Genomic DNA, 19,960 nt, shown 5'->3' on the forward strand with positions numbered 1-19,960 from the left:
ATAAACAGTGAAGCAAATTTAAGGGTTTGAAAATCTCAAATTGCGGGTTATATTTCCATACAACCGCATTGATTGATGGCGGCGTTAATAAATTGTATTTTCAATCCCCAGTTTTTTATGAAACTCATGAAAGTTGAATGAAGTTCCGGTGCATCAAAAATTGGAGGTTTTTCCGACTGTTCAAAAATTAAATTTTTTTCCTTAAAATATTCCGGTAGGAACCTATGAATATTTTCAAACACAAAAATCTCACAATCTCAAATCGCAGAACCACATATTCTGTTTAATCTGAGATATGAGAAAAATTTGTAGGGTTGCTATTTCAAATCCAGATTTTTTGGAACTGCAATAAAAAAGGTAGTACCTTTTTCCTGTGAACTCTGGAACCACACTTTTCCTTTCAGGTATTTTTCTCCCAAAAGTTTCATGCTGTAAGTACCAATTCCTCTGCCGGCACCTTTGGTAGAGAATGAACGTTTAAAAAGTTGTAACTGAACCTCCCGTTTAATCCAACTGTTATTGTGCACAGAAAATAGAATGGTATCTTTTTTTTCCTGAAACGAGATTGAAACAGTAGCTTTTGAAGGTGATGCCTCCAATGCATTTTTTACCATGTTTCCCAATATTCTTCTTAAAATTACCGGGTCGGTGTAAATTGAAATGTCATCAAGATTTTCACTAATGACGAGTTCTTTATCTTTAACAATTTCATGTTTGGAAAAAAGGTCAACCACATCATTCAGTAAAGTCATGGCAGTAGAAAATGCCAGTACCGGTTCAAGATCGCCTCTTTCTGCAGCAATTATCTGGCGTTGAGTCTGTATCTCATCCATCATGTTGTTGGCAGCTCGGCTTATTGTTTTTGCAACTGTTTTTATATCACCGGCATCATTTACTTCCTGAAGTATGGATGAAAGGCCTGAAATTCCTCCGGCACTGTTTAAAACATCATGAAAGAAAACCCGCTCGAGCATCTCCCTTCTTTTCTCGTGGCTGATGTCATGAACGGCAAAAATGGTAAATTCGCCATTTTCATCGGTATATGGAGTTGCTGTAACCCGCAAATCGAGCGCATCTTGTGAACAGGTAACAATCCGGCATTCCTTTTCCGATTTCAGTCCCATTTGCGATTCCAGAATGGCACCAATTGCCCCGCAGGTCCGACAAAATTCGCTGGTACCGCAACCACCTTCTTCAGCAAAAGCATGAATACAATTTACGGCCTCACCGGGTCTCTTGCCTATTATGCTATTGCTGTTTGTAAGGTCTAAAAAATCAAGAAATAATTTATTGGCAAAAACAATTTGCCTTTGCTGGTTCAGAATAACCAGCATGGTAGAAACAGCTTCTGCGATTTTATTCAGTATAATATTATTTGCAAATACCAGGGAATCTGTTTCTAACTGATATTGTTCAGCACGTTCAGCCGGTGCAAAACGGGTTTTAGTTTTTTCAGGCATATTGTAAGCGTTTTCTGTATTTATCGCAAGATTAACTAAATCTTTGCCCCACAAAAATATATGTTTTATTGAAATAAAAAAGAAACCCCGAATAGTGAGGTTTCTTTTTAACCTTTATAAAATATCTATTTTGTATCAGTGCTGAAACAATATTCTTTTACATGGTTTTTATTTCAGTAACAAGCTTCTGAATCGAACTTTTAGCGTCGCCAAACAACATGCGGGTTTTATCGTTAAAAAACAGTTCATTTTCAATTCCTGCGTAACCTTTACCCATACCGCGTTTCATTATGATGATGTTTTTGGCCAGGTGTGCATCAATTATTGGCATGCCGTAAATCGGACTTCCCGGGTCGTTATAGGCAGCCGGGTTTACCACATCGTTAGCGCCCACCACAATAGCTACATCTACGTTAGGCATATCCGGATTGATATCGTCCATTTCCACCAGTTTTTCATAAGGAACATCTGCTTCGGCAAGCAACACGTTCATGTGGCCGGGCATACGACCTGCCACCGGGTGAATGGCATATTTTACATCTACATCCTTGCTCTCCAGCAATTCATCAAGTTCCTGGGCAATGTGCTGTGCCTGTGCAACAGCTAATCCATAACCCGGGATGATGACTACTCGCTGTGAATAACTCAGTAAAACGGCTGCGTCGCTAAGTGTAATCTCCTTTATGGTTCCCTGTTCGCCGGATGCTGCCGAAACGCCGCCACCAAAAGCACCCACAATTACGTTTATGAGTGAACGGTTCATTGCTTTGCACATCAAAAGGGTAAGAATCATACCGGCTGCACCTACCAAAATACCGCCCAAAATCATTGCCTGGTTGTTGTAAATAAAACCAGCCATGGCAGCAGCAATACCGGTAAAAGAGTTCAGTAATGAAATTACCACCGGCATATCGGCGCCGCCAATGGGCATAACAAACATAACCCCGTAAACCAGTGAAAGTCCAAACAAAGCATAAATGGCCCAAATCATTTCAGTTGGTGGGTTAGGGGAGGCTACAATAAAAGCTCCCAAACCGAGTGTTAAAACCATTAATACCAAATTGATGTAGGTCATAAATGGTTTCATAATATCACCCACTCTTCCGTCGAGCTTTCCAAAGGCAACCATACTGCCACTAAATGCAACGGCACCGATGATTAATCCCAAAACGGTTACCACAATGGACCCCACATCGCCTGCTGCTGCGGCCGGGTACTCCAGTAATGCAACCAGCATAGAAGCACCGCCTCCCGTAGCATTGTACAATGATACCAATTGCGGCATAGCTGTCATTTTAACTTTGCGGGCCACCATCCAGCCAATGGCAGCACCTACACCAATTGCCGCCAGAATAATCCAAATGTTGGTTAATGAAATGCCTTCACCTTCAGGATTTTTATGCAGCAAAAGCGTAGTTACCATTGCCAAAGCCATTCCACCAAACGCCCAAAGGTTTCCGCGGCGGGCAGTTTCGGGGTGTGAAAGCATTTTCAATCCAACTACAAACAACAAGGCTGCAACCAGGTAGCTTAATTCAAGCAAAGTATCGCCAACGGTAAAACCGGCTATATTTAATAATGTAATTCCTTTATCCATGATTTCCTACTTTTTTTTCTTTTTAAACATTTCAAGCATCCTGTCGGTAACGGCAAACCCGCCAACTACATTAAGCGTTCCGAAAATGAGTGCCAGAATTCCAAGCACAAGTTCCAATGAAAAGCCGGAAAGATCGGCGTGGCCAACCAGGATAATGCCTCCAATAATAATTACACCGCTAATGGCATTGGCACCCGACATGAGTGGGGTATGCAACACAGCGGGAACGTTGGAAATCACTTCAATACCCAAAAAAATGGATAATGCGATAATAAAAATAGCTTCTTTGTATTCGAAAAAATACTGTAAAATTTGTTCCATATCAGGTATTTTTTAGTTGTTTTCTATAACTGATTTTACACGTTCATTGAAAAGTTCACCTTTATGTGTAATACAGGTACCTTTCACAATGTCATCATCAAAATTGAGATTCAGTGCACCGTCTTCTGCAATAATAAGTTTTAGGAAGTTTAAAACATTTTTGCCAAACATGCGACTGGCATCAAGTGGAGTTTGTGCCGGGTAATTCGATTGGCCGATAATTGTTTTTCCCTGGAATTGAACAACTTCATCGTTTTTGGTCAGTTCGCAGTTTCCTCCTGACGATGCAGCGAGGTCAACAATTACTGCGCCCTTTTTCATTTTTTCAACCGTTTCTTTTGAAACCAATAAAGGGGCTTTTCTTCCGGGAATTTGTGCTGTACATATAATTACGTCAGATTTAATAGCCTGCGCATTAATGGCTTCCTGTTGTTTCTTTTTATATTCTTCGGTTTGCTCCACTGCGTATCCGCCGGCATCTTTATCTTCTTTGGCACCTTCCACCTCAACAAACTTTCCGCCCAAACTTTTCACCTCTTCTTTTACAGCAGAGCGAACATCGAATACATAAACCTGTGCACCCAGTTTCCGTGAGGTTGCCACGGCCTGCAATCCTGCAACTCCAGCTCCCAAAATCAATATGTTTGCGGGCCGTATGGTTCCGGCAGCCGTCATAAACATGGGGAAGAAGGTAGGCAGTCTTAAGGCAGCTTCAAGGGTGGCTTTGTAGCCTGCAACGGTAGCCATCGACGAAAGAATGTCCATTGCCTGTGCCCTTGAGGTACGCGGAATGGAATCGAGACTGAAGGTTGTAATTCCTTTTTTCCTGAATGTTTTAACCAGGTCAGTTTCCCAAAGTGGATTAAATGCACTAATCCATACCTGGGAATCTTTCAGGTTTTTCACGTCTTCTCCGGCAGGAGGCTGAATTTGTAACAACACCTCTGCCTTTTCGAAAATTTCTTTTCGGGAAACCACTGATGCACCTGCATCTTTATAATCTGAATCAGATGCGAATGCTTTTTCACCGGCTGATTGTTCCACCAAAACCTCAACTTTAAGATCTATAAGGTTTTGTACAATGTCTGGTAATAAAGCTACACGGGTTTCGTTGCCATGTTCTTTTAATAAACCAAGAATCATAAATAATTTGATTTAGATGAATTTTAAGTGCAAAGTTAATAATTTTTCTTTACCGTTAACGTTAACGGTACATATTTTTTCATAAATTTATGAATAGTTCAGGTTAACTTGGCTTTTTGGAAAAATCAACTATTATCAAAAATATTTTCGAACCATTTCAAATAAATCCTTTCCGGGAAAAGGTTTTGAAAGGTAGTCATCACAGCCCACGGCCAGAATTTTTTCTTTGTCGCCTGCCAATGCATAGGCGGTTTGGGCAATTACAACAACCTCAGGATTTATTTCTTTTATTTTGGCAGTAGCCTCGTAACCGTCCATCACCGGCATTCTCATATCCATTAAAACCAGGTCAACTTCAGGATTTTCAAGAAATAACTGAACGGCTACTTTCCCATTTTCTGCAAATATCACCTTTTTGCATTTTCCTTTCAGTAATTCTGAAATGTAAATTTGGCCGGTAGAATCATCTTCAGCAACCAAAATGGTCAGGTTCTTCAATATTTCATCATCATTTGTGATATTTCTTGTTGAGGTGGGTAATGATATTTTTGTTGCTTTTTGCACCAGGGGGATGCTGAAAAAGAATTGAGTTCCTTTTTCCCATTCAGATTGCAGCCAGATTTTACCGCCCAGCATTTCTACATAAGCTTTGGCAATGGAAAGACCCAATCCGGCGCCCTCGTATGGTTTCGAGAGACTCAAATCGGCCTGGACAAACCTGTCGAAGACAGCTTTCTGCTGTTTTTCCTCAATTCCGATTCCGGTATCTTTCACATAAAATTCAATGGTATTATTCACAAGCTGGTAGCCAAGTTCTATTTCCCCCTGGTTGGTGTATTTTATTGCATTTTTAATCAGGTTCATCAACACACCGTTCAGTTTTTCAGGATCGGTTTCCACGCCTGCCTGTTCATCTGGCAAGGCTTTAAAGAGTTTAAATGATAATCCTTTTTTTGTTGTTTCGGGTTTGAAAAAGTTAAATAGGTAATCTAATTGTTCGTTAACATTTGCTTCAGACATTTTAAGCTCCAGGGAACCCGATTCAATTTTTGAAATTTCAATTAAATCGTTAATGGTATTTAGCATGCGCTGGCCGCTTTTCTGAATTATTTTTATGTAATGTTTCTTTTCCTTACCAGCCAATTTTGGCTCTTTCAGTAATTCGGTAAATCCCATAATGCCGTTCATGGGCGTTCGAATTTCGTGACTCATATTGGCCAGGAAAGCCGATTTCAGCCGATCGCTTTCTTCTGCTTTCTCTTTGGCAGCAACCAAATCGTCAATCATCTTTTTCATTTCCGAAATATCCTCCCTGACCGAGACAAAATGGGTAATTTCGCCGTTTGGATTAACGATTGGTGAAATGGAAATATCTGCCCAATATAATTTTCCCGATTTGTTTTTGTTCATTAGCTCACCATGCCACTCTTTTCCTGCCAGAATAGTATCCCAGATTTGTTTGTAAAATGATTTCGGATGTTTCCCTGATTTTAAAATTCGTGGTGTTTTTCCTATTACCTCTGATTGATTGTAACCGGATATTTTAGTAAATGCCTTATTGACATATTCAATAATACCTTCGTGATTTGTTATCACAATGCCAACCGGGCTTTGTTCAACTGATCTGCTGAGCAATTTTAACCGGTTTTCTATTTCAATCCGCTCCGAAATGTCGCGCGCAATGCTCATGATGGCCTTTTTCCCATGGTAGTTTACAAGTGTTGAATTAACTTCAACAGGAATGTTTTTGCCCGATTTTGTGGTATGCCAGCTTTGAAAAAACTGATTTTTAACACTTGGCATCTGATCGACCAAATTTATGATATCCTCTTTCGTGAGGAATTTGTCTATTCCTTCCAGACCAATTTTGAGTAGTTCTTCGCGAGTGTATTCCAAAGTATTAACCGCCCTTTCGTTTACTTCTAAAAGCTCTCCATTGGGATCGGTTATCCAAACGGTTTCCTTCATTCCGTTAATCAGTTCGCGGTATTCTTCGAGGCTCTGGAATAGTTGCTTTTCCATTTTGGCCTTTTCATGTCTGACCTGGCTTTTTTCAAGGGCTTCTGTAATAGCAAAGGGGAGGCGTTTTATCTGTTCTTTAATCACGTAGTCATTTGCGCCAGCTTTCATGCACGCAACGGCAGTTTCTTCATTCATAGAACCGGTGAGTACAATAAATGGAAGAAACGGTGAAAATTTACGTGTGATATTAAGGGCTAACATCCCGTTGAAAGTAGGCATAGAGTAGTCGGAGACAACAATATCTGGTTTAAATTCATCCAATTCTTTTCTGAATTCGGGCTCGGTGTCAACCACTTTGTATATGAAATCAATTCCTCCCTTTTTTATTTCACGCCGAGCCAATTCTGCATCGGCCGGAAGGTCTTCTGCAAAAAGAATTTTTACTGTGCTACCTACTGGGTTCATACGATATAAAATTTCTAAATGGTTTAACACCAAAGATAAAAAAAACAGTTACTTTCTCAAGAGTACAGGACCTGAATTCAGGCATGAAGTAATTTTTTATTTCGGTTGCTGATTGAGTAAAAGCCAGTAAAATCCCAAATCCCTTACCGCATCAACAAATTTGTCGAAATCAACCGGTTTTACAATGTAACTGTTTACACCGAGCTGGTAACTTTTTAACAAATCAGATTCTTCGTTTGAAGAGGTTAAAACAACTACCGGAATAATTTTGGTTTCAGCATGGCTTTTAATTTCTTTTAATACTTCCAAACCATCAATCTTTGGCAGTTTTAAATCGAGCAGAATAATTTTAGGACGGCTGGCTTTATCGCGGTCGGCAAATTTTCCTTTGGCAAAAATAAAATCGAGTGCCATTTCGCCATCGTTTACTACAAGTACGCTATTTGCCAGGTTGTTTTTTTTAAAGGCCCTAAGTGCCATTTCTGCATCATTGGGATTGTCTTCCACAATCAGAATTTCAACATCATCAGCGATTTTCATGGTTGGTTTTTATTTAAGTAAAATTGAGTGAACAAAATACATTTTTTTTTAATAAAAATCAAAACAGAATTTTTAATTTAATTCTTCATAAAAGTTACTCTGTTAAACTGCTATTGCCCGGGAGACTAAAATAGAATGTGGCGCCTTTGTTTACTTCGCCTTCGGCCCAAACTCTTCCGCCATGGCGTGCAACAATGCGCTGAACAATAGCCAGCCCAACACCGGTGCCCTCAAATTCATTCTCGTGATGCAGGCGTTGAAATAAACCAAAAAGTTTGTGTTTGTATTCCGGGTTAAAACCTGCACCTTCGTCCTGAATAAAAAAGGTTATTTCATTTTCTTCTTCCACTGCACCTATTTCAATTTTTTTTGTTGCCGATTTTGAACTGTATTTTAATGCATTGCCAATGAGGTTTTGCCATACTTGTTTAATCAAACTGAAATCGCAGACTACTTCAGGCAATTTGTGAATGGTGACATCAAATGTATTTTGCTCCACTTTTGAGACCATTTCACTGTACATAGACCAGGCAATGGTGGTCATATCAATTTTAGTGAATCTCATTTCGCTCTTCGAAACGCGGGAGAGATTCAATAGATCGGTAATGAGTTGGTCCATTTTCGATGCGTTTTCGCAGATGGTAGAAATAAACCTTTTTCCTTCATTGTCCAGTTTTTCGGCGTAATCTTCGAGCAGGAATTTCGAAAAGCCGTTTATGGCGCGCAGCGGCGCACGCAGGTCGTGAGAAACCGAGTAGGTAAATGCCTCCAGTTCATGGTTGGCTGCTTCAAGTTTGCGGCGTTCAACTTTTAATTCCGAGGTAATTGCGTTCAGGTCTTCTACCATGTACAGCATGGCCTTTTGACTTTTATCCAGCTTTTGTATTTTTTCTTCCAGTTCTGTGGTGCGCTGGGCTACTTGTTCTTCCAGTTTATCTTTAAGTTTAATGAGTTCATTTTCAGTTCTTTTTCGTTCAGAAATATCCCAAAAAGTAACCACCGAGCCGGTTATAATTCCTTTTTGCCGTATTGGATATGAAAAGTATTCTGTTGGAAAACCGGTGCCATCAGATCGCCAGAAAACCTCATCTGTACTATGGGTACCTGTGCCATTTTTAAAAGCTTTATAAATCTGACATTCATCCTGGAGGCATTTGGAGCCGTCGGGTTTGGTGTGGTGAATTAACTCATGCATATTTTTTCCCAGCACCTGGTTTTGATCAGCATAGCCCAGTGTTTTAATGGCTGACTGATTAATAAGAATACAATCCCCATTCATATCAATTCCATAAATTCCTTCGGCGGTAGAATCCAGTAAAAGTCGAATCTGCGCTTCACTTTCTTTATACAATTTTTGCTGAATTTCAAGATCTTGCAATGTTTTTTTATGCTGATTGATTTCGGTATTTAATTTTTTGGTCCTTCTTTTAACTTCTTTTCTCAGAAACACAATCCAAAGAAAAATGCCTGCAATTAAAACCGGTATCAGAATAAAAAGAGTTCTCCTTATAATTTTTTCCCTGGATATCATATTTTCCTCCGGGCCAAACCATTTAAATCTCAATGCTTCAAAAGTGTCGTTGGCAATTAAGATTGATAACCCCTCGCTTAGCAGAACAAGCAGTTCCTGATTCCCTTTCTGAACTGCAAAACAAAAATCCTGGCGAAATTCAGGCAATTGAAAATCCAAAGGTTTTATGGAACTTACCTTCATTTGCTCCAGCAATTTCAAACCGGTAATACGTTGTGTAATTACAGCATCAAAACGACCGGCTTCAAGTTCTCTGAATGCTTCTTCAAAGGTGTTTGTGGTAAATATTTTTTCTGAAATATTGGTCCGCCTAACAAATTCTTCTGCATTATCGCCTTTCATTACCACTATTTCCTTGTCCTTCAGGTCTTCCAGCGATTGAATGCCCGTTTCATATTTGCGAACAAAAACAGCGCCGTGCAACGAAAGGTAGGGCATGGTAAAATCAAATATTTCTTCGCGCTCCGGAGTCCGTCCTACCAATGGCAAAGCATCAACCCGCCCTTCTTCCAGGTCTTGCCTGATTTGATTCCAGATTCCGATTTTTATTTCAACATCAAGTCCCACAGCTTCTGCAGCCGCTTTAAAAAGTTCAACCGAAAAACCGGTTGCATTTCCATTCTCATCAACCATACAATAGGGCGGATAGTCTGGCTCGGAGGCAATAAGAATTGTTTCGTTAATTTTGCGTTTTTCAGGCTGCTGCGATTGGATTTTTGATGAGAGGGTCAGCAACAAAAAACATATTGCCCAAAATTTTATTTTGTCATGCATCATTATTTCCCTTTTTTAGGCGTTCATTTTCTTTCCGCAGTTCTTCCATCCTCAGTTCCCGTTCGATGGTAGCTTCGTGAAAACTTTCCAAATCGGCAATCCGTTCATTCAGCAACCGGGTTTTTTCATTAACCTGTTGTTCCAGGTTTTCTTTGAATTCTTTTAATTCATCTTCAGCATTTTTTCTACCGGTAATATCAAGGAAAGTTGAAAAAACCCGGTACGGCATGTTTTCACCTTTTTTAAACTGAGGAATTGAATTTACTATAATCCATACATACTTTTTCTTTTGTGGATTGTAAATTCCCTGGATAAAATTCTCAACCGGTCGGGCTGTATTCAAAGCTACCATAGGCGGATGTTTTTCTCCGGGAAGTTCGTTCTTTTCCTGATCAACTGATTTCCAGCGCGGATCGATGGAAGTCCTTCCTTTCATCTGGTCCAGGCTCAGGCCCAGAATTCTTTCGGCAGCAGGATTGGCATCAATAATTTCACCGGAAGCATTTTGATAAACCACGCCTTGAACCATGGTTTCAAACAATATCCTGAATTTCTTTTCACTTTTAATTAATGCCTGCTCCGATTTTTTTATGGCAGCTTTTTGCCCGTCAATAACACTTCCCAAATGGCGCGAAATAAAATTGGCAACAATTCCTGTTGCAATAATTACAAGCAATATTGATGCAGCGGACAAAATGGCCGGATTAATCTTACTTCCCTGAAACGAATATTGGGCCGTTAACCCACCGAGAAGAACCGAAAAAACAGCGAGCGGAAGAATGTACCGGAGCAAATATCCGCGCATAGTGTCACCTGTAACAATTTTGAGCGGAAACGAATTTTGGTTATAACCGAACACAGCCAGGCCAAGAAAAATAAACCCCAGCGCAGTTGTTAGCGCCATGGGAATGGCAGATTTTGAAGCATATAGCAGCGGACTACCTAAAAAATAAGCCAGACAAAAAACGAAGGCAATTAAAAAAACGGTCAAATTTAAAACGCCTGATAAAAATCTGAACTCTTCGTTTTTATTCGGATTGTCTTTAGCCAAAAGCAAAACCAAAATACTGAATCCGGACAGAAAAAATATGATGCCTGCAACCGGAGACATTCTGCCAACGGGAATTCCATTCATGGTGCCTGCAACAGGAATTAATGCTTCTTCAAAATTGAGATCCAGGCCGGAGGAATAACCTAACACGTCTAAAATGCCAAAAAGCATTACAAAAAGAACTGCCGACAATGAAAACAACCATTTTATTTTTGAAGGTTTTACTTTATCAATCGACAGCAAAACACCTCCCAGTAAAATAAAAGCAAAAGCCGTTGCTGGCGCCATGGGAATAAAGCCTTTTTTAAAACTTCCGAGAATTTCCAAACCAGGAAAATACCCCATTATTCCTAATAATGCCAGCATAATAGTAATGGTGGAACAAATAATGCAGATATGATTTTTTACTTTCATTTTTTTGGGAAAGCGCTTTAATTTTTTTCTGATTTTAATCGTTTTATTTCCTCTTTTAGTTCTTTAATTCTGAATTCCCGTTCAATGGTTGCTTCATGAAACCGTTCGAGAATTTCAACACGTTCAATGAGTTCTTTGGTTTTCTTTTCCACCTCCTCCTGCAAACTGTCTTTTAGCTTGCGCAATTCTTCTTCTGACTTTATGCGTTCGGTAATGTCATGAATCATCGACAGCATAAGCTTTTTGCCGCTAAGCACAATGGTTTCTGCCGACCAAAGTGCAAGAATAGTCCCTCCGGTTTTTGTGTTAAATTCGATGTATTCATCTTTAAAAAAACCGTTTTTTAAGACTTGTTGAATAACCCGATCGCGTTCCGACGGATTGCGCCAAATGCCTACCTCTTTTGAGGTTTTTCCAATCTGCTCTTCTCTGGAATATCCAAGCATTTCAACCCACCGATTGTTTACATCTATGAATTGTCCGGTTTCAATTTCGGAAATAACCAGCGGGGCAGGACTTGCTTCGAATGCAATGGAAAAACGGGATTCACTCTCATAAACTGCTTTTTCCGCAAGCTTCCTTTCAGTAATATCGGTAAAAATTACAAAGTTGAGTTCTTTAAAAGCACTGGATCTAAATTCAATATACTTGAATTCACCATTTTTACATCTGACATAGTATTCCAGCGGAGGAATCTCCGACTGCTCTTTTTGAGCTTTTTCTATTAAATTGTTCCAGTTTTCCCTTATGGTATTCCTTTGTATTTCATCGGGGTAGGCGAGAGGCCACCAATCTTCAACAGATGGAATATCGTCTAATGTGTATCCAAAAATTTCTGTAAATCTTTTATTCGAAAAAAAAGTTTTTTGATTTTTGTCTGCAATCACAATTCCAAAGGGCGCCGACTCTGCCAGTAACCTGAAACGGGTTTCGCTTTCCCTAAGCAATTTTTCTGCTTTTTTCTGGTCCGAAATATCGCGACCCACGCCAATGATTTCTTTGATGTTCCCCTGTTCATCCACAACGGCTGTATCGTTCCAGGCCAGCCAAACCCAGCCTTTGGCAGTCATGGCCCGTTGTTCCATATAGGCTGCGTGCGGCGGTTGATACAGTGCCTTCATCGCCTCTGTAGTGGCATCGCGGTCATCTTCATGCACCAGAGGTATGAATTTTTTTCCCAGCAATTCTTCTTCGGTTTTTTCAAACAGGTTGCAATAAGAGGGACTCGCATACAAAAACCGGCCTTCAACATCTATTTTTACCACCAAATCGGTTTGATTTTCAACCAACAACCGGTAATTTTCCTTACTTTCTTTTAGTACCTGCTCTGCTTTAACACGATGTGAAATATCGCGAACAAAAACCAGTGCGCTGTTTTTGCCGTTATAAACGATTGGTTCGCCTGCCGTTTCTACCCAAACCTCTGAACCATCCATGCGGATAAATTTTTGCCTGAACAATTCATGGACTGACTGATTTTCCTGGCATAGCAATTTTATCCGATTTTTTATTTTTTCATGATAATCGGGATGAAACCTTTTCATTACCGGAGTACCTATGAGCACATCAGCCGATTCAATTCCAAACAGCCTGCATGCGGCTGGATTCAGATAGGCAAATTTCATTTCTGACTGTATAAAAATGGGCTCGGGTGCACCTTCAACTATGGTGCGGAACTTTGATTCATTGTCTTTTAATTCCTGTTGCCTTTTGTATTCTTCAGTAACATCACGAAAAACCAAAACCACTCCGGTTGTTTTTCCCGCTTCGTCGGTGATAGGTGCTCCCGAATCGGAAATCTGGTATTCATTTCCGTTTTTCGAAATGAGTTTGGTGTGGTTGGCCAGTCCAACAACATGACCTGTTTTAAGCACTAATTTTACAGGGTTTTGGACCCGTTCCCCCGTAATTGCATTTTCAATTACAAAAACTTCTTCAACCGGTTTGTTTTTAGCTTCATCAGAATTCCATCCGGTCAGGTTTTCAGCTACCGGGTTCATATTTGTTATGGCACCAAATGTATCGGCAGTAATAACGGCATCGCCAATGGAATTAAGTGTTATACGCAGGTTTTCTTCACTTTTTACCAATTCTTCCCGCATAATTTTTCGTTCGAAATAATGTCCGGTTTTTATGGCAATGGATTTAATCAATTCCCGTTCTTCCTTTAAAAACAGACCTTCCGCATTTTCCGGCATTTTTTCGAGGTAATAAACTGCCACACTTCCTGCTTTTTTATTTTTTACCACAATATCAGCCGAAAGAACCCATTGTGTTTGTTTAAAATTTGAAGTGGTAAATTCTTCCTTCTCATAAATAATCCGTGCACAAGTGAATTCAGGATACTGCCATGCTTCCGGTATTTTATCCGTTAGTGATTGTATAAATTCCTTTTCAGAAATATTTTCCTGAACCACCAGGTTAAATATGTGGTAAAACAGTGAAAGTTCTTTGGTACGTTCGTGCAGATCGTGTGTTTTTTGAATTAAATCAAGATGTTCGTGTTCCAACTCATTTATAATATTACTGAATTCGTCAGTATTCAAACTGCTCCCTTTTTCTATCAGGGCAGCTTTCAATTGCTCTATAGCAGTGTTTCCCGGATTGTTGTTGTCGGGTTTAATGGTTGATGTCATAAAAACATTTTTAAACCTGTTAAGGTCACATTTTCAAAAAGCGCAAAATCCTGGCTAAAAATAGGAAAGAAAAGATAATAAGCAAAAAATAGTGTTCCGGAGGATGTGCTTGTTTTGATTTTTGTTTTTTTTATTTGTCGGAGAGCAATAAGGTAATAAGGTAAAAATCAAATGTGTAACTATTCTACTAAGGTTAATAAACTGAAAATAAGGTTTTTCTATTTTCAAAAAAACCTTATTTTATTTCATCAAACCTTAGTAAAAATGGCAAACAATAGAAAGGTAACCTTATTACCTTATAATAATGAAAAAAGCGTCTAATTCATAAAATGGAAAACATCCCTGATATATCATCCTAAACTCTGAAAATATTATTTCAAAACAGTCTCTCATTTTCTATTCAAATACTTTCCACGCCCACTTTATCCACTTCCTGCATCAGCCGGTGGGTTTCGGTGAGGGCAACGATTATTTTCTGGTAGTGCAAAATATCTTCGAAACCGAGGGTGCGACCTTGGCGGTCTTTGAGCCATTTTTGCGCTGGCTGATAACCGCCAATGTAAAATTCCCAGGCAATAAGCGGAACGTTATCAAAATACTGCGTGTCGTTTATCCAAACACGGCCAACGGTTTTTTCGGTGTTGGTGGCTTCCCAGCCGATGCTTTTGGTAGTCATTTTGCGGGTTACGGTATTGTCGCCGTCGATGGGATAGCTGGTAATAAACTCGTTTACTTTGGGCGATTCCAGCAAATGGATTTGGCGTAACTGCATACCGAGTTCCACCAGCTGCCAAAAGGTTTCGGAATTGGCAGGGTAGGGTATTTTAGAAAAATCGATTTTTGGTATTCTTTTTTGCCTTGTACGGAAAGCAGATGAGTGAAAAATCCCGTATATGTAATTTTGGATATCGATGGTTGAAAAAGAAATTTTGTATTCGTTACGAATTTCAGTATTGTTGATAAAACAAACCTGTCCCTCTGACTTTTTTTCAGGCACATAGGCTAAGCCAAGTTTTTTGGACATCTGATGGATAAATTCCAAATCAAGGTTTGAATCAATATAATCGCTGATTATCAAAACGAATTATCAATTTTAAACGAATGGGCAATTTAGCAAAATAATTGATTGGGATGAAAAGTGATGGTTTTATTGGGAAAATTTATATGGTTAATTCGAAAAAACAGATATTGATTTCCGGGCGGTTTAGATAATAATTTTTACCAGGTATTGTATGCTTTTAAGTTTCGGAAAAGGGTTTCAATATGTTGCCCGGCCAGAATAAATGAAGTTATTTTTACAATTAAAAGGAACAGGAATATATTTAGTTCATCAAAAGCAATGGCGGAAAAATTCAGGAAAACAAGCTCATTTTGAAGCATAAGGAGTGGTGCAAAAAGATAGGCCAGAATGAGATAAAATTCATTTTGTTGTTTGAATTTTTTTCTCAACTCTTTATTGGGTATTTCCCTTTTAACATAAAAATCGAGGATAAAATACACCAATACAAATATGAACATTGGTAACCCAAGCAGTATCATAATTATTATTTTTCTCTCTCTATTCCTTGACAAATATAAAAAACAGAACCAATTTGCGCTTATAAGTTAACAATTTTTAGAGAAATCAACCTTAAAGTGTTTGTATTAATGAAAAGAAAAATAAACCCGCCATTTAATGTTTTATGATTTTAATTGGCGAATAATTTTACAAGGATTTCCGGCGACGAAAACATCGGCAGGAATATTTTTGGTAACCACACTGCCGGCTCCAATTACAGTGCGGTCGCCAATTTCAACTCCCGGGTTAATAATCACACTTCCTCCAATCCAAACATCATCGCCAATGGTTATTGGCTTGCCCGACTCAAGGCCGGACGCCCGTTCCCTGTGGTTTAACGGGTGCGTGGCCGGGTAAATCTGAACATTGGGGCCAAACAATACCCGGTTGCCAATTTTTACACTAACCACATCGAGCACCACACAGTTGAAGTTGAAAAATACATCGTCACCAATTTCAATGTTATAACCGTAATCGCAGTAAAAAGGAGGCTGTATGTGTAAATTTTTTCCTGTATGGGGGATTAATTCTTTCAGAATCTGGGTTCGGTCTTCTACCTGATTTTCAGCAGAATCGTTCAGCTCTTTCAGCAGTAACCTGGCACGAACACGCTCTCTTGTAAGTTCTTCATCCTGTGCGTTGTACAACCCGCCCGACAGCATTTTTTGTTTTTCGGTTTTCATCAGTCTTAGAATATGTTAAAACTCAACCTGTAAATAGATTTTAAAAAGCAATTAAGGAGTTCATTTCTTTGGTAATTTGAATAAATCGAAGGAAGAAATCCATAATATCCAAATGATTAACACGAATAAGATTAAAATCCAGCTTACTAATGAGGAAAACCCCATTTGCTGTAGTCCTTTGGAGATTACCGGACCAAATGTTGCAGGCAGGACGGTTAAAATAACGCCAGTCATGCGCCGGCTGGAATCTAAAGTAAGTCTGGAATTGCAATTTTTACATTTCCATATGGAATTTGTAGATTTAAATGCAACATTTTTGAAATATTCCAAAAATGAATACCTGTATCCGCAATTAGGGCAAGTCCGACTTTTCATATTTTCAATTTTTTGAAGATTTTCTGAAACGTATCTATTTTTTATGATTTTTCACACTTGTTCGACTCCCTTTAATGAAAGCTGAATCCGGTTTCTGGAAATATCTACCTCTTTCACTCTTACTTTAACATGCTGGTGCAGTTTTACAATTTCGTTGGGGTCGGAAATAAACCGGTCGGCCAGTTCCGAAACATGAATAAGCCCCGACTGTTTTACGCCAACATCCACAAAAGCGCCGAAGTTGGTGATGTTGTTTACAATTCCAGGCAAAACCATACCTTCTTTCAGGTCTTCAATGGAAAAAATCCCTTCGGCAAATTCAAACACTTTAATGGGCTTCCGTGGATCGCGACCGGGTTTCAGCAGTTCGTTTTTGATGTCGTTTAAGGTAGGCAATCCAATTTCTGCGGTTACATATTTTGTGAGATCAATTTTTGAAACCCGTTCTTCATTCCGCACCAAATCAGTTACTTCACCATTTAAATCGGCAGCCATTTGTTGCACAATATGATACGATTCAGGGTGAACAGCCGAATTGTCCAGCGGATTTTTTGCATCGGGAATGCGCAAAAAACCTGCAGCCTGCTCAAACGCTTTGGGTCCCATGCGCGGCACTTTTTTCAACGATTCACGCGAGCTGAAAATTCCGTGTTCCTTTCGGTATTCCACAATGTTTTGTGCCAGTTGCGGACCAAGTCCCGAAATATAAGTAAGCAAATGCTGGCTGGCTGTGTTCAGGTTTACACCCACGGCATTTACGCTGAGTTCTACCACCGCATCGAGGCTGTTTTTCAATTTTTTCTGATCCACATCGTGTTGGTACTGACCCACGCCAATGCTTTTCGGGTCTATTTTCACCAGCTCGGCCAACGGGTCCATCAGCCGCCGCCCAATGGAAATTGCTCCACGCACCGTAACATCGTATTGCGGAAATTCCTGGCGGGCAACGGATGAAGCCGAATAAACCGAAGCGCCGTCTTCACTCACCACATAAACCCTGATTTCGCGGTTGTAGCGCAGCTTTTTCACAAACGCTTCCGTTTCGCGACTGGCTGTTCCGTTTCCAATGGCCAGGGCATCAATTTTATACACTTCAACCATGGACGATAGTTTTTTGGCGGCCATCTTTCTGTCTTCCTGTGGTTTGTGCGGATAAATGGTATCGTTATGCAACAGGTTTCCCTGTTCATCGAGGCACACCACTTTGCAACCGGTGCGGTAACCGGGGTCGATGGCCAGAATCCTTTTTTGGCCCAGTGGGGGAGCCAGCAGCAACTGCCGCAGATTTTCAGCAAAAACTTTAATGGCTTCCTCGTCTGCTTTTTCTTTTGAAAGCGCGGCAAATTCGGTTTCAATGGAAGGTTCAATCAGCCGTTTGTAGCTGTCTTTTACCGCCAGTTCAACCTGTTGTGCGCTGGCATTGTTCTCTTTTACAAAAAAACGCGTGAGGTGTTCCAATGCATTGTCTTCGTCAGGTTTTATGGAAACCCGTAAAAATCCTTCGTTTTCACCACGGCGCATGGCCAGCAGCCGGTGCGACGGGCATTTTTTCAGCGGTTCGTTCCAGTCGAAATAGTTGCGGTATTTTTCGGCCTCTTCCTCTTTACCTTTAACCACTTTGGCGGTAATTTCGGCGTTTCGCTCAAACTCCCGGCGGACAATGTTCCGGGCTTTTTCATTTTCGCTTATCCACTCGGCCATAATATCGCGGGCACCTGAAAGGGCATCTTCGATGGATTCCACTTCTTCATTCAGGAAACCGGCAGCGCGCGATTCCGGATCACGTTCAAACTGTTTCATGATGATTTTGGCCAGCGGTTCCAGTCCGCGTTCGCGCGCAATGGTAGCTTTGGTGCGGCGTTTGGGTTTGTATGGCAAATAAATGTCTTCCAGTTCAACCGGGTCGTAACAGTTTTCAATCCGCTCCTTCAGTTCGGGAGTCAGTTTTTCCTGTTCTTCAATGGTTTTCAAAACGGTTTCCCGGCGTTTTTCCAGTTCAGTAAATTTTTCGCCCAGCTCTTTAATCTGAAGCACCTGCACTTCGTCGAGACTTCCGGTGCGTTCTTTCCGGTAGCGGGAAATAAAGGGAACAGTGGCGCCTTCGCTGAGCAGTTCCAGCGTGTTTTTTACCTGGCTGTTTTTAACCCCAAGTTGTTGAGAAATGATTTCAATAATATGTTGATTCATTCAATTTTTGTTTTGTTGAACAAAGGTAAAAAGATATTTTGGGGAAAGCCTGCCAAACTGTTCTATTGTTTTTTTCGCAACAACCAGGGCCAGGCTGCACCAACCGCCGCCACCAAATAGATGAACCCCGCCAAAGTAAAAGCCATTTTTAAACTGATATGGTCGGTCATCCAGCCCAGCAGCGGGCCAATAACAGCAAAACTGATGCGGATAATAAAATTCCGGACCGATAAAATAGTGGCCCTGATTTCGCTTGGCGTATAAAGATTAATGTAATTTTTAAAAATAACTGTTGCAATGCCGCGAACGAGATAAAACACAAAAAGAAAAATCAATCCTTCGCGCACAATAACCAGACCCGACAAAAAATAACCGGTTGCTAAAAACAAAATAATCAGAAGCACTTCTTTTCGCCTGTTCAACCTGCCTTCGAACCGAAATGCAAATGCCGACGAAACGCCCACACTCAGGTTCAGGGCGGTCCACATAATGCCAAACCATTCCACCGGCAGACCAATGGCTTTAAAAAAAGGTTGCACCAGCCAGGCAAATGTGAGGGTTGCGGTGCCGGTTGCAGCCGAAAGCAAAATGGCAACCCTTAAATCTGTTTCTTTCCACAGCGTGTTTTTTATGGTAAGCGCCATTCGCTTTATGGAATGGATTTGCGCAGTAGCCTGAACCAGCGGCTCTTTTAAAAATAATGCAGCCGGAACCGCCAGTGTGGCAACCACAAATTGAAAATAAAAAGGGGTACGTAAACTGATGGCAGCCAAAAATCCGGCTGCAATTCCGGCCAGTGCTTCGGCAAAATTTCCGGCAGAAGTAATGCGTCCTTCATGTTTCACATACCGGTCTGATTTTTTGTCGGCTTTCAGGCTTTCGTAAAGCATGGCCGAATCGGCTCCTGAAACAAAGGAATGCCCGGCACCCAGCACAATTTCTGCAGCCACAAAAGCCCAGAAACCATAGGAAAAACTGTACATTAAAAAGCCGGCACTACCCAAAACGGCTCCAAGTAACAGCGTTTTTTTCCGGCCCCACACATCGGCCATCCAACCCGAGGGAAGTTCAAGCGCAACAATGGCCAGTGAATAAATTGACTTCAGAATAAATATTTCCTGCATGCCCATGCCGTTATCCTGATAGAACAAAACCACAACCGGCATAACCAGGTTAAACCATTTCGAGATCTTTACCACATACAGCCGGGCAATATTTTTTCTGAATTGATCCATGTTAAAATTGAGATGCAAAAATAGAAAT

Annotated in this window: 14 protein-coding genes; all 14 read right to left on the minus strand. The window is 40.4% G+C overall.

Translation table 11 applies throughout. The features are described from left to right. Nucleotides 1–317: 317 nt before the first annotated feature. On the minus strand, nt 318–1,460 hold the full coding sequence (locus ACESMA_RS02770) for a sensor histidine kinase (RefSeq protein ID WP_372947234.1): 1,143 nt from the start codon (nt 1,458–1,460) through the stop codon (nt 318–320). A gap of 157 nt (nt 1,461–1,617) precedes the next feature. After that, the gene (locus ACESMA_RS02775) at nt 1,618–3,057 is read right to left on the minus strand and encodes an NAD(P)(+) transhydrogenase (Re/Si-specific) subunit beta (RefSeq protein WP_372947235.1); all 1,440 of its coding nucleotides are present in this window, start codon (nt 3,055–3,057) and stop codon (nt 1,618–1,620) included. A 6-nt stretch (nt 3,058–3,063) separates the two neighbouring features. Next, on the minus strand, nt 3,064–3,378 hold the full coding sequence (locus tag ACESMA_RS02780; RefSeq protein WP_372947236.1) for an NAD(P) transhydrogenase subunit alpha: 315 nt from the start codon (nt 3,376–3,378) through the stop codon (nt 3,064–3,066). A 12-nt stretch (nt 3,379–3,390) separates the two neighbouring features. Next, nucleotides 3,391–4,521: a Re/Si-specific NAD(P)(+) transhydrogenase subunit alpha gene (locus tag ACESMA_RS02785; RefSeq protein WP_372947237.1), complete on the minus strand. Its 1,131-nt coding sequence runs from the start codon at nt 4,519–4,521 to the stop codon at nt 3,391–3,393. A 135-nt stretch (nt 4,522–4,656) separates the two neighbouring features. After that, complete coding sequence (locus ACESMA_RS02790; RefSeq protein WP_372947238.1) at nt 4,657–6,948, minus strand: PAS domain S-box protein; 2,292 nt, start codon at nt 6,946–6,948, stop codon at nt 4,657–4,659. 96 nt (nt 6,949–7,044) lie between these two features. Beyond that, nucleotides 7,045–7,488 carry a response regulator gene (locus ACESMA_RS02795; RefSeq protein ID WP_372947239.1) on the minus strand — a complete coding sequence of 148 codons (444 nt, stop codon included), beginning with the start codon at nt 7,486–7,488 and terminating at the stop codon, nt 7,045–7,047. A 94-nt stretch (nt 7,489–7,582) separates the two neighbouring features. Then, nucleotides 7,583–9,796, minus strand: coding sequence for a transporter substrate-binding domain-containing protein (locus ACESMA_RS02800; protein WP_372947240.1), 2,214 nt, complete (start codon nt 9,794–9,796; stop codon nt 7,583–7,585). Continuing rightward, nucleotides 9,786–11,258, minus strand: coding sequence for a PAS domain S-box protein (locus ACESMA_RS02805; protein WP_372947241.1), 1,473 nt, complete (start codon nt 11,256–11,258; stop codon nt 9,786–9,788). Before ACESMA_RS02805 ends, ACESMA_RS02800 begins: the two co-directional genes overlap by 11 nt. A 17-nt stretch (nt 11,259–11,275) precedes the next feature. Continuing rightward, on the minus strand, nt 11,276–13,894 hold the full coding sequence (locus ACESMA_RS02810; protein ID WP_372947242.1) for a PAS domain-containing protein: 2,619 nt from the start codon (nt 13,892–13,894) through the stop codon (nt 11,276–11,278). A 400-nt stretch (nt 13,895–14,294) separates the two neighbouring features. Next, a complete protein-coding gene (locus tag ACESMA_RS02815) occupies nt 14,295–14,918 on the minus strand; it encodes a type ISP restriction/modification enzyme (RefSeq protein WP_372947243.1) in 624 nt (207 codons plus the stop codon). 194 nt (nt 14,919–15,112) lie between these two features. Next, nucleotides 15,113–15,433, minus strand: coding sequence for a hypothetical protein (locus tag ACESMA_RS02820; protein ID WP_372947244.1), 321 nt, complete (start codon nt 15,431–15,433; stop codon nt 15,113–15,115). Between the two features lie 141 nt (nt 15,434–15,574). Beyond that, on the minus strand, nt 15,575–16,135 hold the full coding sequence (locus ACESMA_RS02825) for a sugar O-acetyltransferase (protein WP_372947245.1): 561 nt from the start codon (nt 16,133–16,135) through the stop codon (nt 15,575–15,577). A 426-nt stretch (nt 16,136–16,561) separates the two neighbouring features. Further along, entirely contained in the window at nt 16,562–18,697 is a 2,136-nt protein-coding gene (locus tag ACESMA_RS02830; protein WP_372947246.1) for a Tex family protein, read from the minus strand. Nucleotides 18,698–18,759: 62 nt separating this feature from the next. Further along, nucleotides 18,760–19,960 (minus strand): MFS transporter (locus tag ACESMA_RS02835; protein ID WP_372947247.1); only part of this gene is annotated, 1,201 nt, incomplete at its 5' end.

The sequence above is a fragment of the Mariniphaga sp. genome, assembly GCF_041687215.1.
In the GTDB taxonomy this organism is placed as follows: Bacteria; Bacteroidota; Bacteroidia; order Bacteroidales; family Prolixibacteraceae; genus Mariniphaga.

What these genes read in the sequence shown, in the direction of transcription:
- ACESMA_RS02770 (WP_372947234.1), bottom strand. Translation starts at nt 1,460, where the DNA reads ATGCCTGAAAAAACTAAAACCCGTTTTGCACCGGCTGAACGTGCTGAA.
- ACESMA_RS02775 (WP_372947235.1), bottom strand. Translation starts at nt 3,057, where the DNA reads ATGGATAAAGGAATTACATTATTAAATATAGCCGGTTTTACCGTTGGC.
- ACESMA_RS02780 (WP_372947236.1), bottom strand. Translation starts at nt 3,378, where the DNA reads ATGGAACAAATTTTACAGTATTTTTTCGAATACAAAGAAGCTATTTTT.
- ACESMA_RS02785 (WP_372947237.1), bottom strand. Translation starts at nt 4,521, where the DNA reads ATGATTCTTGGTTTATTAAAAGAACATGGCAACGAAACCCGTGTAGCT.
- ACESMA_RS02790 (WP_372947238.1), bottom strand. Translation starts at nt 6,948, where the DNA reads ATGAACCCAGTAGGTAGCACAGTAAAAATTCTTTTTGCAGAAGACCTT.
- ACESMA_RS02795 (WP_372947239.1), bottom strand. Translation starts at nt 7,488, where the DNA reads ATGAAAATCGCTGATGATGTTGAAATTCTGATTGTGGAAGACAATCCC.
- ACESMA_RS02800 (WP_372947240.1), bottom strand. Translation starts at nt 9,796, where the DNA reads ATGATGCATGACAAAATAAAATTTTGGGCAATATGTTTTTTGTTGCTG.
- ACESMA_RS02805 (WP_372947241.1), bottom strand. Translation starts at nt 11,258, where the DNA reads ATGAAAGTAAAAAATCATATCTGCATTATTTGTTCCACCATTACTATT.
- ACESMA_RS02810 (WP_372947242.1), bottom strand. Translation starts at nt 13,894, where the DNA reads ATGACATCAACCATTAAACCCGACAACAACAATCCGGGAAACACTGCT.
- ACESMA_RS02815 (WP_372947243.1), bottom strand. Translation starts at nt 14,918, where the DNA reads ATGTCCAAAAAACTTGGCTTAGCCTATGTGCCTGAAAAAAAGTCAGAG.
- ACESMA_RS02820 (WP_372947244.1), bottom strand. Translation starts at nt 15,433, where the DNA reads ATGATACTGCTTGGGTTACCAATGTTCATATTTGTATTGGTGTATTTT.
- ACESMA_RS02825 (WP_372947245.1), bottom strand. Translation starts at nt 16,135, where the DNA reads ATGAAAACCGAAAAACAAAAAATGCTGTCGGGCGGGTTGTACAACGCA.
- ACESMA_RS02830 (WP_372947246.1), bottom strand. Translation starts at nt 18,697, where the DNA reads ATGAATCAACATATTATTGAAATCATTTCTCAACAACTTGGGGTTAAA.